The sequence below is a fragment of the Candidatus Latescibacter sp. IFSED24 genome, from assembly GCF_058273205.1.
This window is the reverse complement of the sequence record NZ_CM177850.1, coordinates 554129-569934: the sequence shown is the minus strand read 5'-3', so window position 1 is coordinate 569934 and position 15806 is coordinate 554129. Positions and strand designations below refer to the sequence as shown.

The 15806-nt window shown below is 69.8% G+C and carries 14 protein-coding genes; 2 read left to right on the top strand and 12 right to left on the bottom strand.

Annotated features, from left to right (window positions below):
- Positions 1-35: 35 nt before the first annotated feature.
- Positions 36-1778 (top strand): sodium:solute symporter family protein, encoded by a 1743-nt coding sequence (locus tag IFSED24_RS02205; protein ID WP_491333595.1) that lies wholly within the window; start codon positions 36-38, stop codon positions 1776-1778.
- Here the strand turns inward: IFSED24_RS02205 and IFSED24_RS02200 are convergent.
- The 10 genes from IFSED24_RS02200 to typA form a co-directional block, all read right to left on the bottom strand.
- A complete protein-coding gene (locus IFSED24_RS02200; protein ID WP_491333594.1) occupies positions 1759-2817 on the bottom strand; it encodes a phosphotransferase enzyme family protein in 1059 nt (352 codons plus the stop codon). The two genes, IFSED24_RS02205 and IFSED24_RS02200, sit on opposite strands and share 20 nt — an antisense overlap.
- A complete protein-coding gene (locus IFSED24_RS02195; protein WP_491333593.1) occupies positions 2814-4328 on the bottom strand; it encodes a tetratricopeptide repeat protein in 1515 nt (504 codons plus the stop codon). Before IFSED24_RS02195 ends, IFSED24_RS02200 begins: the two co-directional genes overlap by 4 nt.
- Before the next feature lie 113 nt (positions 4329-4441).
- Positions 4442-5974 carry an L-piperidine-6-carboxylate dehydrogenase gene (amaB, locus tag IFSED24_RS02190; RefSeq protein ID WP_491335087.1) on the bottom strand — a complete coding sequence of 511 codons (1533 nt, stop codon included), beginning with the start codon at positions 5972-5974 and terminating at the stop codon, positions 4442-4444.
- Between the two features lie 22 nt (positions 5975-5996).
- On the bottom strand, positions 5997-7316 hold the full coding sequence (locus IFSED24_RS02185; protein WP_491333592.1) for a saccharopine dehydrogenase C-terminal domain-containing protein: 1320 nt from the start codon (positions 7314-7316) through the stop codon (positions 5997-5999).
- 17 nt (positions 7317-7333) lie between these two features.
- Positions 7334-8617 carry a bifunctional lysine ketoglutarate reductase /saccharopine dehydrogenase family protein gene (locus tag IFSED24_RS02180; RefSeq protein ID WP_491335086.1) on the bottom strand — a complete coding sequence of 428 codons (1284 nt, stop codon included), beginning with the start codon at positions 8615-8617 and terminating at the stop codon, positions 7334-7336.
- Positions 8618-8703: 86 nt separating this feature from the next.
- Positions 8704-9261: a PepSY-associated TM helix domain-containing protein gene (locus IFSED24_RS02175; protein WP_491333591.1), complete on the bottom strand. Its 558-nt coding sequence runs from the start codon at positions 9259-9261 to the stop codon at positions 8704-8706.
- A 69-nt stretch (positions 9262-9330) separates the two neighbouring features.
- Positions 9331-9909 carry a DUF4920 domain-containing protein gene (locus IFSED24_RS02170; RefSeq protein ID WP_491333590.1) on the bottom strand — a complete coding sequence of 193 codons (579 nt, stop codon included), beginning with the start codon at positions 9907-9909 and terminating at the stop codon, positions 9331-9333.
- A gap of 74 nt (positions 9910-9983) precedes the next feature.
- The gene (locus IFSED24_RS02165) at positions 9984-10961 is read right to left on the bottom strand and encodes an alpha/beta hydrolase (protein ID WP_491333589.1); all 978 of its coding nucleotides are present in this window, start codon (positions 10959-10961) and stop codon (positions 9984-9986) included.
- A gap of 62 nt (positions 10962-11023) precedes the next feature.
- Positions 11024-11332, bottom strand: coding sequence for an MTH1187 family thiamine-binding protein (locus IFSED24_RS02160; RefSeq protein WP_491333588.1), 309 nt, complete (start codon positions 11330-11332; stop codon positions 11024-11026).
- Between the two features lie 16 nt (positions 11333-11348).
- Positions 11349-13160, bottom strand: a complete 1812-nt coding sequence (typA, locus tag IFSED24_RS02155) for a translational GTPase TypA (RefSeq protein WP_491333587.1) — start codon at positions 13158-13160, stop codon at positions 11349-11351.
- Between the two features lie 119 nt (positions 13161-13279).
- Here typA and IFSED24_RS02150 point away from each other — a divergent pair, with 119 nt between their 5' ends.
- Positions 13280-14371, top strand: coding sequence for a TrmB family transcriptional regulator (locus IFSED24_RS02150; protein ID WP_491333586.1), 1092 nt, complete (start codon positions 13280-13282; stop codon positions 14369-14371).
- Here IFSED24_RS02150 and IFSED24_RS02145 read toward each other — a convergent pair.
- Entirely contained in the window at positions 14359-15273 is a 915-nt protein-coding gene (locus tag IFSED24_RS02145) for a diacylglycerol/lipid kinase family protein (protein WP_491333585.1), read from the bottom strand. The genes IFSED24_RS02150 and IFSED24_RS02145 overlap by 13 nt on opposite strands.
- A gap of 27 nt (positions 15274-15300) precedes the next feature.
- Positions 15301-15765: a hypothetical protein gene (locus tag IFSED24_RS02140; RefSeq protein WP_491333584.1), complete on the bottom strand. Its 465-nt coding sequence runs from the start codon at positions 15763-15765 to the stop codon at positions 15301-15303.
- Between the last annotated feature and the right edge of the window lie 41 nt (positions 15766-15806).

Below are 15806 nucleotides of genomic sequence, written 5' to 3'. Positions count from 1 at the left end.
TGGCCTGGCGGCCTCGGCCCGGCTAGTCTGGCCCCATGCAACTCGACAACCTCGACCTCCTGGTCATCCTCCTCTGCCTCACCGCCGCCTTCGCGCCGGCGCTGCTGTTCGCCCGCAAGGCCGGACGCGGCACCACCGAGTTCTTCGCCTCGGGCCGCGCCGCGCCGTGGTGGCTCATCGGCACCTCCATGGTGGCCACCACCTTCTCCACCGACACCCCCAACCTGGTGACCGACCTGGTCCGCACCGGCGGCGTCGCCGCCAACTGGGTCTGGTGGGCGTTCCTGCTCACTGGCATGTCCACGGTGTTCTTCTTCGCCCGCCTGTGGCGCCGCTCGGGCGTGCTCACCGACCTCGAGTTCTACGAGGTCCGCTATGGCGGCCGCCCCGCCGCCTGGGTCCGCGGTTTCCGCGCGGTGTACCTGGGCCTGGTCTTCAACGGCGTGATCATGGGCACCGTAACGCTGGCCGCGGTCAAGATCGCCAACGTCATGCTCGGCTGGCAGCGCCTGGAGACCGTGGTCTTCTGCGCCGTCCTGTGCATCGGCTTCTCGGTGCTCTCGGGGCTCTGGGGCGTGATGGTGGCCGACATCGTCCAGTTCGCCATCGCCATGGCCGGCGTGCTGGTGGCCGCGGTGGTGTCGCTGCGCCATCCCGCCGTGGGCGGCCTCGACGGGCTCCTCGCGCGGCTCGACCCCGCCACCTTGAACCTCCTGCCCGCCTGGGACGACGGTCAGGCCGTGGCCACGCTGCTCCTAGTGCCGCTACTGGTCCAGTGGTGGGCGGTGTGGTATCCGGGTTCCGAACCCGGCGGCGGCAGCTACGTCGCCCAGCGCATGCTCGCCGCGCGCGACGAGCGCCACGCCCTGGGCGCCACCCTCTGGTACAACGTGGCCCACTACGCGCTGCGGCCCTGGCCCTGGATCATCGTGGCGCTCTGCTCGCTGCTGGTCTTCCCCCGCCTCACCGACATCCAGACCGCGCTACCGGGCCTCGACCCCGCGCTCCTCGGCCACGACATCGCCTACCCCGCCATGCTCACGCTCCTGCCCCACGGCCTGCTCGGCCTCCTGGTGGCCTCGCTCCTATCTGCCTACATCTCCACCATGTCGACCCACCTGAACTGGGGCGCCAGCTACCTGGTCCACGACCTCTACCGCCGCTTCCTGCGCCCCGGCCGCGCCGAGCGCCATTACGTCCGCGTCTCGCGCTGGACCACGGCGCTGTTGATGCTGGTGGCCGGCGCCGTGGTCTTCGTGGTCGACACCGCGAGCCAGGGCTTCCAGCTCCTGCTCTCCATCGGCGCCGGCACCGGGCTGATCTACCTGCTGCGCTGGTACTGGTGGCGGATCAACGCCTGGAGCGAGATCGCGGCCATGGCGGCCTCGTTCGCCACCGCGCTGGTGCTGCGGCCGCTGGACCTGCCGTCGCACCAGGCGCTGCTGCTCACCGTGGCGGTCACCACGGCGGTGTGGCTGCTGGTGACGCTGTTGACCCCGCCGGCCGGCGCCGCGCGTCTGGACGCCTTCTACCGGCTGGTGCGCCCGGCCGGTCCGGGCTGGCGGCCGGTCCGGGCCCGGAACAGCGACGCGGGGCCGGCGGACGACCTGCCCCGGGCCCTCCTGGGCATGAGCCTGGGCTGTGTCCTGGTCTACGGGGTGCTCTTCGGCACCGGCAGCCTGCTCTACGGGCGCCTGATGCTGGGCGGGATCCTCATGGCCGCCGCGGCGGTCGCGGGCCTGGCACTGGCCCGCCTGCTCAGATCGCTGCTGCGCTGACCAGCTCCTGCAACCGCTTCACCGCCGCCAGCAGGTTCTCCAGCAGCCGGAGCTGGTTGCGCGCGCGGTCGAGGTTGTGGCCCGGACGCGTCACCGGATAGTAGGCGTCGCCGGCGAGGTGGTCGGCGAGGAATCGCGTCGCCTGCTCCCAGGTGATCGCCAGCCCCGCCAAAACCAGGTGTTCGCGCTCCATCTCGGTGAGCAGGCCGCCGCAGCCGCGCAGGTAGCCGCGGACCAGCTCCGCGAAGCAATCCTCGTCCACCGTCACCCGCGCCAGGTCGACCTCGTCCTCGGGCGCACGCGTGGCCAGCGTGCGCATCAGGTCGCCGAAGTCGTGCAGCACGGTGCCGGCCATCACCGTGTCGAGGTCGACGACGGCGACCGGCTCGCTGGTGCGGGCGTCGAGCAGAACGTTGGCCAGCTTGGCGTCGTTGTGCGCCACGCGCACCGGCAGCTCGTCCACCGGCAGCGCGGTGGCGAGCCAGCCCAGGCGCTGCAGGCGGTCGACCTCGTCGCGGCAACCCGCCAGCCGCCCCACCGGATCGAGCACCCGCGCGCCCACCAGCGCGGTCAGGCGCAGGCTGCCGTCGTGGAAGCCGGGCAGCGTGGTGAGCAGTTCGCTCGCCGGGTAGTCGGCCAGCGCGGCGGCGAAGCGCCCGAAGGCCAGGCCCGCCATGCGCGCGTCGGCCGGCGTGCGTGGGCTCGTGAGACCCAGGGCGCCGGGGATGAAGTCGCAGAGCCGCCACACCGAGCCGTCGGGCTCGCGGTGGAGCCAGTTCGCGTCGTGGGTCGGCCGGAAACGCAGGACGCGGTGCGCCGGGTCGGCGAGGCGGCGGCGCAGGTGATCGGTCACCGCCAGCGCGTTGGCCATGACCGCGTCGGGATCGGGGAAGACGCCGGTGTTCAGCCGCTGCAGCAGGAAGAGTCCGCCGTCGACCGTGGTCACCTGCCACGCCCCGTGGATATGGCCCCCCGGGTGGCGGCGCACCGCCACCGGCGGCGTGGGCAGTTCGAACTGCGCGGCGACGGCTAGGCTCATGGCGCGACGGACTCCGCCGCCAGCTGCCGCGCGCCCTGCAGCGCCTCGCGCACCCCGGGGTTCTCGGGTGCGAGGTTCGCCGCCTGTTCGAGATCGGCCAGCGCGGCCGCGGCATCGCCCTGGTGCAGGCTCAGGACCCCGCGGTTGTACCAGGCCTCCACCAGTTCGGGGTCGATGACCAGGGCCCGATCCAGCAACCCGCGCGCCTCGTCCTCGCGCCCCACGGCCACCAGGGCGATGGCGAGGTGGGTCGAGGCCAGCGGCGCGCGGTAGCCCAGGGCGTGGGCGCGTTCGAGCGTCGCCACGGCCTGTTCGTGACGACCGGCCAGCACCTCGAGCCGGCCGAGGCTCGCCAGGATCTCCGGGTCCTCCACCCGGTCGGCGGTGAGCAGGCGCCGGGCCAGGTCCAGCTCGGCGCCGGACCAGAGCGGCTCGTCCTGCGCGAGCGGCGACAGCCAGCGGCTGCGCAGCCCTTCGCTGGTGGCCAGCCGCCGTTGGAGGCAGCGCTGCGACGCCGCCAGCGCTTGCCGGCGCCAATGGCCGCGTTCCTCGGGGTCGGCAGCCCTTCGCAATTCCTGGAACGACAGATCGAGCCAGGCGGCGAGCGAGCCGGTGACGTAATACCGCTCCTGGGCGAGCCAGACCGGCTTCTGCCCGCCGACCAGACCCACCTGGCGCACCGCCTCTCCGTCGGCCCAGGGCATGGCCTCGGCCGCCATCTCGTAGGCGAGCAGGGCCTCGGCGGTCTGCCCGTAGGCCTCGTGGATGAGACCCATGTCGCGCAGGTAGCGCGCGCGGTGGGGGCGCAGGAAGGCGCGATCGAAGTCGTCGGGCGGGATCCGACAGGCGTCCTGCATGGGATACAGGCTGATGTAATGCTCCTGCTTGATCACCCCGTGCAGCAGGATGTCGGGATGCTGGTTGGGCAAGAGGACGCGGAAGCGTCGGCCCGCGAGCCAATGGTCGACCCAGCAGGCCCAGCGTGTGGTTTCGTCCGCCATGCCCTCGCCGGAGCCGGCGCGCAGCAGCGAGCGGACGAGCGCCACGGTCGGCGTCTCTGCGGCCCGCTCGGCCGCCGCCAGCCCCAGGGCCCATTCGCCCTGGTCGTAGCGCCACCAGGCCTCCAGCAGATCCTCCTGGCCGTGCCAGCCGCCGGCGGCCCGGCAGCCGGCCAGGGCCGCGGCCGTCTGGACGTCGTCGCCGAACCAGACCCGCTGTTCGGCGAGCCGGTACCAGGCCTGAGCGTTGGCGGGAGCGAGGCCCACGGCGGCCTGGAGTTCGGCGAGGCGCGTGGCGAGGTCCGCGGCGGCGGCGGCGCGCTCGTAGGCGGCGCGGGAGAGCTCGTGCCGCCGGGCCTGCTCGCCGGGGTCGAGGAAGTCGAAGGCCGAGAGGCTGAGCGGCGGGTAGACGACCTCGTCCGCCGTGGTCGCGGCCGGCGGGGTCGATCCGCAGCCGCCCAGGATCCAGCAGATCGCGAACAGGATCGCCGGCGGCATGATCCGGTGGGTCATCGGCGGCACCTCCATGGTTGCCCTTGAATCTAGGGTTCCGCGCGCCCCGTTCCAACAGGAAAGCCCCGCCGGCCACCTGGCCGACGGGGCTCGCCGTGAACCGCGTGAACGTCCTAGACGTCGAACTTCACGCCCTGGGCCAGGTGGACCTCCCCGCCCCAGTTGATGGTGTTGGTCTGCCGGCGCATGTAGGCCTTCCAGGCGTCCGAACCGCTCTCGCGGCCGCCGCCAGTCTCCTTCTCGCCACCGAAGGCGCCGCCGATCTCGGCGCCCGAGGTGCCGATGTTCACGTTGGCGATGCCGCAGTCCGATCCCTTGTAGCTGAGGAAGGTCTCACCCTCGCCCACGCTGTCGGTGTAGATGGCCGAGCTGAGGCCCTGGGGCACGTCGTTGTGCAGCGCCAGCGCCTGCTCGAGCTTCTTGTACTTCATGACGTAGAGGATCGGCGCGAAGGTCTCGTTCTGGACGATCTCGGCCTTGTTGTCGATCTCGATGATCGTGGGCTCGACGAAGGTGCGCCGGCCGAACGGGGGCTTCTTCACCTTGCCGCCGCAGAGGATCTTGCCGCCCTGGGCCACCGCGGCCTGGATGGCGTTCTCGTAGTCCTGCACCGCGCCCTCGTCGATCAGGGGACCCATGAGGGTCTTGCCGTCGAGGGGATCGCCGATGTTCACCTTCTTGTACAGCCCGATCATCTTCTTGAGGTAGGTGTCGTAGATCGACTCGTGGATGATCAGGCGGCGCGTCGAGGTGCAGCGCTGGCCCGCGGTGCCCACGGCGCCGAAGAACGCGCTGGCGAGCGCGCCCTTCAGGTCGCACTTCTCGCTGATGATCAGCGCGTTGTTGCCGCCCAGCTCGAGGATGGTCCGGCCCAGGCGTGCGCCCACGACCCCACCGATGCGCTTGCCCATGCGGGTCGAGCCGGTGGCCGACACCAGCGGGATGCGCGTGTCGGCGATCAGGCGCTCGCCGATGGTCGAGCCGCGGCCCACCACCACGCCGCTGATGCCCTCGGGCAGGCCGTTGGCCTTGAAGACCTGGTTGACGATGTTCTGGCAGGCGATGGCGCAGTACGGCGTCTTGCTCGACGGCTTCCACACGCAGGTGTCGCCGCAGATCCAGGCCAGCGCGGTGTTCCAGGCCCACACGGCCACCGGGAAGTTGAAGGCGCTGATGATGCCGATGGTGCCCAGCGGGTGCCACTGCTCCATCATGCGGTGGCCCGGGCGCTCGCTCTGCAGCGTGGGGCCCGAGAGAAAGCGGCTCTGGCCCACGGCGAAGTCGCAGATGTCGATCATCTCCTGCACCTCGCCCAGACCCTCGGTGAGGATCTTGCCCATCTCCAGCGAGACCAGGGCGCCCAGGGCGTCCTTCTTCTCGCGCAGCGCCACGCCGATCTGCCGCACGATCTCGCCGCGCTGGGGCGCAGGCAACGCGCGGAACGCCACGAAGGCCTTCTGGCTCGCCTTCATGACCTTCTCGTAGTCGGCCGCCGTGGCCTGGGTCACCTTGCCCAGCAGCTCGCCCGTGGTGGGGCTGTGGACCTCGATCACGTCCTTGCCCGTCGCGAACCATTCGCCGCCGCAGTTGGCGCCGGCCATCCTGGCCTTCAGGCCCAGTTCCTTGAAGATCTTCGCCTTGGTCATCTTGGCCATGGGTCGGTGCCTCCTAGTAGGTCTCGGTGGACTCTTTGCATTCGATGTTCAGGGTGGCGAGCTCGTCCAGGACCGGGTTGTAGATACCCGGCAGCACCGGACGCAGGACGCCGGTCTCGGTGATCTCGCCCTCGAGGATCATGTGCGCGCCGATGGCCGCGGGCAGCGATACGGTGCGGCTCATGGAGCTGTCCCCGCCCTCGATGCCGAAATCGATGAGCTGCGAGGTGATGTGCTCCTTGTGGCCGTCGGGGAAGCTGGCCTGGAAGTCGTGGAACAGGACGATGAGGTCGAGCTCGCCCGGGGCGAAGGCCAGCTTCTCGAACATCAGGTCGCCCATGGCGTCGAGCATGGTGGTCTTCTCGCCCTTGACCTTCTGGTCGGAGAACATGCCCAGCCAGTGGAGATTCCAGGCCGGCAGGCTGTCGGCGGGGATGCCGGCCTTCTTCGCGAAGGCCACGCGCAGGTCCTCGTCGGGGCCGCAGCCCAGGTGCGCGCGCATGATCTCGGCGTAGGTGCGGCCCTCGACCGCGAACTCGTCGAGGTCCAGCAGGCCCTGGGTGCGGTAGTTGTAGAGGCAGTCGCACCAGCCCATGTTGCGTAGCGTGCCCCGGAACAGCGTGGGGATGCCCTGGAGCCCGTAGACCTCCTGGTAGCTGACGCTGTCGCGGTTGGGGTAGGCCTCGAAATCGCCGAAGCCCGGGACCTGCAGCACGTGCATGTCGCGGAACAGGCGCTCGGGTGCCACGGTCACCTGGCGGCCGTTCTCGAGGTACTGGGCGCCGTTGCGGCTCGCGACGAGCACGCCGCGCGGGGCCCAGCTGAACTTGTAGCCGAAGGGATTGTCGTTGTGCTGGGGCGCGGGCAGGCCGCCGCAGTAGCTCTTGAACGCCACGACCTCGCCGCCGCGGTTCTTCACGTCGTCGATGATCCGCATGGCCGACATGTGGTCGATGCCCGGGTCCACGCCGATCTCGTTGAGGATGGTCAGGCCCTTGGCCTTGGCCTCGGCGTCGAGCGCCGCCATCTCGGAGGAGACGTAGCTGGTGGTGACCATGTTCTTGCCCTGGGCCAGGCAGTGCCGGGCCACCACGGGGTGGAACGGGGGCGGGACGAGGCTGATGGCCAGGTCGGTGCCGGCGATGAACTCGGCCAGCTTGCCCTCGTCGGAGAGGTCGAGCGCGAACGCCTTGCCGTGGGCGTGACCGTCGACGAGCGCCTCGGCCTTGGCCACGGTGCGGCTGGCGCAGGTCACCTCGTAACCCTTGTCCAGCAGGTAGCGCACTAGCGGCCGCGCGACCAGGCCGGCACCGAGAACCAGAACCTTCTTCATGTGGTCATCCTCCAGTGTTACTGATCCAGGTACTTCTCGATGTACTGGTAGTCCGGTGTCAGGGCGCCCTGATGGACGATGACCGCGGTCTTCAGTTCGGGCGGCAGATCCAGCTCGGCGAACGGGACCGACCAGTCGCACGCCGCCAGCGCCGGGACCATGGTCCGCAGCACCTGGCTGAAGTGCTCGCTGCTCTCGCGGGAGACCTCGCAGGGCAGGTTGTCCACGGCCATGACCGCCGGGCCCGGGCCGTCGACGCCGGCGGTCACCTGGTCGGTGTCCGGGTCGTAGACGAAGCTCGGCTGGTCGGGCATGGTCGAATGCAGCGTGATCTCGACGGAGCCCTCGTAGTCGCAGCTGATGTCGCCGATGACCTGCAGGCGCGCCTCGCGATTCTGGCGCACCCACTCGCGGGTCACGAGCCGCGGATAGCGGGGCTCCCAGTAGATGGTGTTCATCAGCAGGTCGAGGTGGGCGAGCTTCGCGTCGAAGTCCGCCCGGTAGCGCTCGGGATGCCGGTAGTACTCCTGGAGCGCGAACGGCTGTCCCTGGGCGGGCGTCACCATGTGCTCCTCGCGGAATTCCACGCAGCGGATCACCGGCGCCTGCGGATCGCGGGCGGCGCTCACGGCCAGGTCGGCCGGATCCACCCACTCGACGGGCAGGCACTCGAGCACCTCGCGGCAGCCACGGGCCACGTTGCCATAGCCGGCCACGCCGATGGTCAGCGGCCGCAGCGCGGCGGGCAGCTCGGCCTCGAGACGCGCACCCACCTCGCGCAGGTGCGCCTTGGCCGCGGCGAAGCTCGGGTACTGGTAGGTCTGCTTGATCTCGGCCAGCGGGGTCGTGATGCCGCGGGCCTGGAGCCGCTGCCCCAGGGTCCACAGCGAGTCGATCATGCCCGCGTAGCCGGCGTGGATCGAGAAGAAGATGAGCCGCCGGCCGTCCCGGTCGACGATCCTCTCGTAGTCCAGCAGGCTGCAGCCCAGCTCGAGGAGCCGGCGCAGCATGGGCATGTTGTAGTCCTGACCCTTGATGACGTGGGAGAAGTAGAGGTAGGCCTTGTTCGGCTCCAGGAGTTCCTTGGGGATCTCCTTCACCGCCAGGATCAGCGCGCAGGGCCCCAGATCCTCGGCGACCTCGATGCCCAGGTCCCGGTAGTCGCTGTCGGGGAAGATGCGGTTGTCGGCAGGCTGGACCCGGAAAACGAGTCCCTGTTGCTGCAGCTCCGCGAGGTCGGCGGGCACCAGCGGCACCCGTCGTTCCCAGCGGTTCTTGTCCTCGCGTCGGATGCCGATCATCACGGCTCGGACCCCTCTCGCTCCGGTTGCATGGTCGGACCAGGCAGCAAAGCTAGGTGGGGTGAAAACGCGAGTCAAGAAACGGCTTAGAGGTACTTCTCGAAGACCACGTAAAACACGGGCAGCAGCAGGCCCAGGGTCATGAGCACGCCCCCGCGGCCGGCCAGTCCCTTGCGCCCCTTGACCAGGAAGATGCCCGACAGCGCCAGGATGGCCAGGACCCCCGCATAGACGTCGGCGATCCAGGTCCAGGCGCCCTTGCCCTGGTTCAGGTGCATGAAGTTGACGTCGCGCAGGAGCGGCCGCGGCGAGAGGATCCGCGATTCCACCGCGCCGGTGACCAGGTCCACGTCGACCGTGCCGCTGGGTACGATCACCCGGAGCTGGGTCTGGGTGGCCCGCCAGACGTTGCGCACCGGCTCGGCGAGGGCGAGCTGCTCGAGCACCAGGGGCGCCACCTGGTCGGTGGGCCCGTCGCCGGGCGCCTCGATGGTCCAGTGGCGGACCGTCTGCTCGTAGCTGGGATTCCATTCCTCGGTGTGGTTGACGGCGACGCCGCTGATGGCGTAGGCCAGGGTCAGGCCCACGGCCAGGAAGCCCAGTTCACGGTGCAGGAAGCGGCAGACTTTGCGCAGACGGGTCACGGAAGGCCTCCGGAGCGGATGCAGGCGGGCCCGGCCGACACGGTCCGGGCCCGCTCGGTGCGTGCTGTCTTACTCGGCCGAAGCCAGGACCACGGCGCCGGTCCCCTTGATGCGATAGAAGGTGATGCCCTCGGCGGGCACGGTGCTCTGGTCGAAGGCCTCGCCCTGGCAGCTGGCCTCCTGCTCGAGGTAGGCGCAGGCCTGCTCGTGGGTCAGGGGGATGCCCTCGAGCACGCCCTCGACGATGGCGGTCTCGCCGATGATCTCGGGCGGGAAGACGATCTCGCCGTCGTTGACCTTGAGCTGGATCTTCTGCTGCTCCTGGTCGCTGGCGATCTCGATCCAGCAGCCGCGGTGCTTGCACACGTTGACCACGGGGCCCTGGACGCGCACGGTCTTGCCGAGGAAGGGCTCGGGGTCGGCCAGCAGCTTGCTGACGGGCATGGTGGCGGCCGAGGCCACTCCGGCGCCGTAGACCTTTCCCTCGGGGGCCTTGGTCACGGCGTTCATGGGGTCGCAGTCACCGTCTTGCGAGTGGCCGGCGGCGGCATGGTCGTGCCCCTCGGCGTGCTGGTCGGTGTCGCCGCCACCGCAGGCAGCGAGCGAGAGGAGGGCCACGAGGCCCAGGATGGCGATCATCAAGCGCATGGTCAGCCTACCTTGGTTCGGGGTCGGGGTCGGTCGATCGTCTGGTGAAAAGGTGGCCCTTCGCGGCCCGATTTTCAAGGAACCGGCGGCAGAGCGAAGCGAAATCCCTCGGCGAGGCCGTTCCGCCAGGTCGTCCAGTTGTGCCCCGAGGGGCGTTCGCTGTATACAACGTCGTAGTCGGCGGATTCCAGCGCGGCGGCGAGATTTTTGTTGGGCTCGTGCAGCCACTCCAGGGTGCCGGTCTGCAACTGCCAGCGGAGCGGCCGCCAGGCCTCCTGGCCGACGCGCTCGGCCCACCACTCGCGTCCGCCGTGGGGATCGGCGCCGATTCGCTGGCCCGGATGGAAGAGGAAGGCGCCCGACTGGGCCACCACGGTCTGGAAGCGCAGGGGGTGGCGCCAGCCCAGTTCGGCGCTGCAGAACGCGCCCATGCTCGCGCCCCAGGCGGTGCGCTGGCCGTTGCACGGCGCGGACTCCTCCACGCCGGGCATGGCCTCCTCGAGGAGGAACGCCAGGTAGCGGTCGTTGAGGTGGTACTCGCGGGAACGGTCGACCGGGGGCACGAAGACAAGGTGGGCCGGGGCACAGACGCCGGCGGCCAGGAGACGGTCGTATACCTGGGGCGCCCTGCCCCAGCCGTAGTAGGCCTTGCCGTCCTGGAACCAGACGTGCGGCAGGCTCGCGCCCTGGTGGCCGGCCGGGGAGTAGACCAGGACGTGGCGCTGCTGCTGCAGGTGGGCGCTGTCGAACCGCAGACGCGCGGTCGCACCCTGCGGCGCGGTCCGGGCCGCGATGACCGACCAGGGGTCGGGCTCGTAGCGCGGGCCGGCCAGGTAGCGGGCGTATTCCCACCAGGGGTTGTTGGGCGGGTTGGGATTGTCGGGATCGGGGCGTTTCTCGCCCCGGGCATCGAGCCAGGCGTACTCGAAGTAGGCGTCGTCGGGCAGCGTGATGGGGACGAGCTGCGCCACCGGACGCGGGGCGCGGAGCCAGTCGTCCTGGTCGCTGATGAGGTGGGTGGCCCAGGGTGGCGGTGTCAGGCGGATCTCCATGGGTGGAGATGGTAGGCGCTCGGCAGGCGGGGCGCCAGGCCGGATGGCCGCCCGCCGCGCCATCAGGTCCGCAGATCCCGACCGGTCTTGGCCTTCACCGTGGCGACCTTGCTCTCGAGCCGCCCGCCCGAGCCGTCGCGGTAGTCGACCTTGAGGTTCACGGCGATGCGGCCGCAGTCGGTCTGCATGCGCTCGAAGCAGCGGGTGACCACGCCCAGGACCTCGTCCCACTCGCCCTCGATGGTGGTGCCCATGGGGCCGAGCCGGTAAGGCAGGCCGCTGTCGTCGATGATCTCGAGCGAGCGCTTCACGTAGTCGCTGACCGAGGCGCCCTTGTCCGTGGGGTACATGGAGAACTCGAGCAGGACCATGGCGTCTCCTTGCGGTTCAGTCGTTGAGCTGGCGGCGCTTCGCCTCGCGCTTGCGGTCGTGCTCGTCGAGCAGGAGCTTGCGCAGGCGCAGCGACTTGGGCGTGACCTCCACGCACTCGTCGCCAGCGATGTACTCGAGCAGCTCCTCGAGCGACATCTTCAACGGCGGCGCCAGCTGCGCCTTCTTATCCGAGCCCGAGGCACGGATATTGGTGAGCTGCTTGGCCTTCTGCGCGTTGACCAGCAGGTCCTCGTCGCGTGGACTCTCGCCGATAATCTGACCGGTGTAGAGGTTCTCGCCCGGTGCGATGAAGAAGCGGCCGCGATCCTGCAGCGCATCGAGCGCGTAGGCCACCGCCGGCCCCGCGTGCATGCTGATGATGCTGCCGGCCTGCCGCTGGGGGACCGAGCCCTTGAACAGCTCGTACTGGTAGAAGCGGTGGTGCATGACGACCTCGCCGGCGGTGGCGCGCAGCATGTGCGAGCGGAAGCCGATGAGGCCGCGGCTGGGGATGTGGAAGAGCAGGCGCGTGCGGCCGTCGCGCGGGACCATCTCGATCATCTCGGCCTTGCGCTGCGCCGCGTATTCGATCACGGTGCCGGTGTACTCGTCGGGCACATCGACGTTGAGCTCCTCCACCGGCTCGGCCTTCTTGCCGTCGATCTCGCGGTAGATCACCTGGGGCTGCCCCACCATGAACTCGTAGCCCTCGCGGCGCATGGTCTCCATGAGGATAGAGAGGTGCAGGATGCCCCGGCCCGACACCCGGAAGGTGTCCGACTGCGCGGTGTCCTCCACGCGCAGCGCCACGTCGCGCTCTAGCTCGCGCAGCAGGCGCTCGCGGAGCTGGCGGTTGGTGGCGTAGCGGCCCTCGGTGCCGTAGCCCGGGCTGTTGTTCGCCATGAAGTTCATGCTCAGCGTGGGCTCGTCCACGGCGATCAGGGGCAGCGGCTCGGGGTGCTCGGGATCGGCCAGGGTGTCGCCGATGTCCACGTTCTCCAGACCGACGATGGCGCAGATGTCGCCGCACCCCACGCGCTCGGCCTCGGCGCGGCCGAGGTTCTCGAAGGTGTAGACCTGGGCCGCGCGCGTCTTGATGCGCCGGCCGTCGCGCTTCAGCAGCATCACCGGCTGCTTGGCCTTCAGCTCGCCGCGCACGATGCGGCCGATGCCGATGCGGCCCACGTACTCGCTGTGATCCATGGCCGCGATCAGCATCTGCAACGGGCCCTCGCGATACTCGGGCGCCGGGATGTGCGCCACGATCTTCTCGAGCAGAGGCTGCAGGTCGCGGCGCTCGTCCGCGAGCTCGTCCACGGCCCAGCCGTCGCGGCCCGAGGCGTAGACCCCGCGGAAGTCGAGCTGCTTGTCGCTGGCGCCGAGGTCGACGAAGAGGTCGAAGATCTCGTCGAGCACCTCCTGCGGCCGCGCGGCGGGACGGTCGACCTTGTTGATCACCACCAGCGGCGTCAGCTCGAGCTGCAGCGCCTTCTGCAGCACGAAGCGCGTCTGGGGCATGGGCCCCTCGAAGGCGTCCACCAGGAGCAGCACGCCGTCGGCCATCTTCAGCACGCGCTCCACCTCGCCGCCGAAATCGGCGTGGCCCGGCGTGTCGATGATGTTGACGCGCGTCTGCCCGTAGGTGATCGCGAAGTTCTTGCTGGTGATCGTGATCCCGCGTTCGCGCTCGAGGTCTCCCGAATCGAGAAACCGCTCGCGGACCTGCTGGCCCTCACGGAAGACGCGACACTGCTGGAGGATCTGATCCACCAGCGTGGTCTTGCCGTGATCAACGTGGGCAATGATGGCGATATTTCTGATGTCCATGGTGCCGCCATGATAAGCGGCCGCGGGCTGGCGTCAAATGACTGCTTTCTTGGCACTTGACAGGAAGGCCGGCCAGGACAAGCATATCCGTGTAGTCGCCCGACAACAAGGAGGGTCCCATGGACCGGGAACTGGCGTCCGCGCTGAAGGACCTGGGTCTGACCGCCACCGAGGCCGCCATCTACGTGGCCCTGCTCGAGCACTGTGGCGATGGCCCCATCTCGGCTTACAAGCTGGCCCAGATCATGGGGCGCGACCCTGCCAACATGACCAAGGTCCTGTCCACCATGGTCAAGGGTGGCGCCGTCCGCATGTCCGGGCGACGTCCCAAGCTCTACGCGCCGGTGGCCCCTGCCGACTTCACCGGAGCACTCATCGGGCGGCTGCAGAGCACCCAGACGGTGGCGGTCAAGCTGCTCGAGGAGATCGGACGCCCGCCGGACGACGAGAGCTTCCGCCCGCTGGAGACCCGCCAGCAGATGGCGTCGGTGGCACGGCAGCTCCTGCGGGACGCCGGTCGGGTCGTGCTCCTGGACGCCTCGCCCGAGATCCTGGGTGAACTCGCGGCGGACCTGGCGCGCGTGGCGGCCGAACAGGGCGCCAGCGTGCTGGCCCGGAGCACCGTGGCCTTGAACATTCCCGGCGTGCGCGTGTGGGCCGAACCCGGCGACGACATCCTGGCCAGCGCCGCCCCCGGGCCATGGCTGCGCATGACCGTGGATGGGCAGGCGTGCCTCGAGGCGGCCTGCCATCCCGGTGATCCCGACCGCCTGCTGCACGGACTCTGGAGCCGTAGTCCGAGCCAGGCCTTCCTGGCGCATCGCCAGCTGGGCGCCGAGCTGATCCTGGCCGATGTGCTCGAACTCCTGCGCGAGGGGGCCGGCCCGGAGCTGATCCGGCGCCGCGCCGAGGACCAGTCCGCCCTCATCCTGCGCCAGGTTGGCTGGCGGCGACGCTGGCGCGAGGCGGGGCTGCCAGACTGGGAGCCCGCCACCGAGGTGGCCGACGAGGTGGCGCCCGAGGAGGTGGCCCAGGCCCTGGCCGAGCTCGCGGCCGAGAGCGCGCCGGCGCGCTTCGAGCCCGAACCGCCGGGCAAGACGGTCACCTCGACCAGCGCCGAACCGGCAGCGGAGGATGACACCGAGGACGCGAGCGGGCCGCTCAAGTTCATCTTCCGGCGCCGCAAGAAGGGCGACGATCAGGAACGGTAGCGGGGCCCCACCACCAGCTTCACCGCCCGGGGCTTGACCGAGGCCTTGACCGGCGTGTCGCCCAGCATCTCGCCGTCGATCTGCACGGGCAGCATGGGGTCGGCCTCGATGGTGACCCGTTCGGCCTTGAAGTGCTTCATGCGCGGAACCTTGGGGCTGCGCCAGGTGAGCATGCGGAAGAGGATGGCGATGATGTCCCAGAGCGAGCGGCTGGAGATCATGGTCACGTCGAGCAGGCCGTCGTGGGGGTCGGTGTCCGGGGTCACGCGCAGGTTGATGTCGGGCAACAGTCCGATGTTGGTCAGCAGGACCGTGTTGGCCTTGCGCCGGTGGCGGACACCGTCGGCTTCCACCGTGACGAACGCGCTCTGGCGGCGGAACAGGTTGCTGATGGCGGCCCAGACATACGTTCCCAGGCCGAAGAGGTTCTTCAGCTTGCGGGGACTGTCCTTGATGATGTTGGCGGGGTAGCCCACGGCCGTCATGAGCACGAAGTGGCGGTCGCGAGCCTCGAGGTAGCCCACGTCGAAATCGAGGACCTTGCCCTGGAAGACCGCGCTGACCGCTGGTCCCGGGAACCAGGGAATGGCCAGGGTCAGGGGGATCACGTTGGCCGTGCCGCCCGAGATGTGCGCCAGCGGGACCTTGTCCGCGGTCGAGACCTGGCCGACCACGGCCTCCTGGAGCGAGCCGTCCCCCCCCATGATGCAGACCAGATCGAACCCCTCGCCACCCGCGGCGCGGGACCAGCGCTCGATATCGCCGGGGCCCTCGCTATCGCGCTGGGTGACCTGCAGACCGCGCCGCTCGAGGTCGCGCACCACGCGGCGGGCATACCGCGGGGCGAGGCCGGGCCCGGAGACCGGATTGACGATAACAAGGGCGTTCTTGAAGTCTGGCATGGCGCCATACTAGCCCATGGACCGGATTCACGGAAGGTCGCAATCCCAGGTCCCCTTCCAGGACCGGATCCGCAGGCTGACGCCCTCTTCCCGTTCCTGCTCGGGTACGCCCTCGTCGGTGATCCGGACGGTCCAGGCGCCGAGCCACTGCTCGCCCTCGTACGCGGTCACCAGCACCAGCTGCTCGTCCACGAAGTCGTGGATGAAGGCCAGCGCCGGGCCGTGGAAGTCTTCCACCTGATCCTGGCCGCTGACACCGAACCGGGTGTGGAAGTTCTCGCCGAAGCCCACCGAGACCTCCCACTCGCTGGTGGTGATGAACAGGCCGTTCTTGCCGTCGCCGGCCGGACGCGGGACCTCCACCAGCAGGGCCTCCCGCTCGAACTCCTCGTAAGGATCGTAGCGGGCGTGGCGGATCCAGTCGGGGAACTCCCGGAACAGGCGCTGGGCGAAGAGCCGGGAATGATCGTTCAGACGGGACACATCGAGCATGAGAGCCTCGCAGGACACGCAGGGGGACCGGCCTGGAGCTC

Coding starts and splice junctions, on each gene's coding strand:
- IFSED24_RS02195 (WP_491333593.1), bottom strand. CDS start 4,328: ATGACCCACCGGATCATGCCGCCGGCGATCCTGTTCGCGATCTGCTGG.
- IFSED24_RS02205 (WP_491333595.1), top strand. CDS start 36: ATGCAACTCGACAACCTCGACCTCCTGGTCATCCTCCTCTGCCTCACC.
- IFSED24_RS02180 (WP_491335086.1), bottom strand. CDS start 8,617: ATGATCGGCATCCGACGCGAGGACAAGAACCGCTGGGAACGACGGGTG.
- IFSED24_RS02140 (WP_491333584.1), bottom strand. CDS start 15,765: ATGCTCGATGTGTCCCGTCTGAACGATCATTCCCGGCTCTTCGCCCAG.
- amaB (WP_491335087.1), bottom strand. CDS start 5,974: ATGACCAAGGCGAAGATCTTCAAGGAACTGGGCCTGAAGGCCAGGATG.
- IFSED24_RS02150 (WP_491333586.1), top strand. CDS start 13,280: ATGGACCGGGAACTGGCGTCCGCGCTGAAGGACCTGGGTCTGACCGCC.
- IFSED24_RS02170 (WP_491333590.1), bottom strand. CDS start 9,909: ATGCGCTTGATGATCGCCATCCTGGGCCTCGTGGCCCTCCTCTCGCTC.
- IFSED24_RS02165 (WP_491333589.1), bottom strand. CDS start 10,961: ATGGAGATCCGCCTGACACCGCCACCCTGGGCCACCCACCTCATCAGC.
- IFSED24_RS02145 (WP_491333585.1), bottom strand. CDS start 15,273: ATGCCAGACTTCAAGAACGCCCTTGTTATCGTCAATCCGGTCTCCGGG.
- IFSED24_RS02160 (WP_491333588.1), bottom strand. CDS start 11,332: ATGGTCCTGCTCGAGTTCTCCATGTACCCCACGGACAAGGGCGCCTCG.
- typA (WP_491333587.1), bottom strand. CDS start 13,160: ATGGACATCAGAAATATCGCCATCATTGCCCACGTTGATCACGGCAAG.
- IFSED24_RS02200 (WP_491333594.1), bottom strand. CDS start 2,817: ATGAGCCTAGCCGTCGCCGCGCAGTTCGAACTGCCCACGCCGCCGGTG.
- IFSED24_RS02185 (WP_491333592.1), bottom strand. CDS start 7,316: ATGAAGAAGGTTCTGGTTCTCGGTGCCGGCCTGGTCGCGCGGCCGCTA.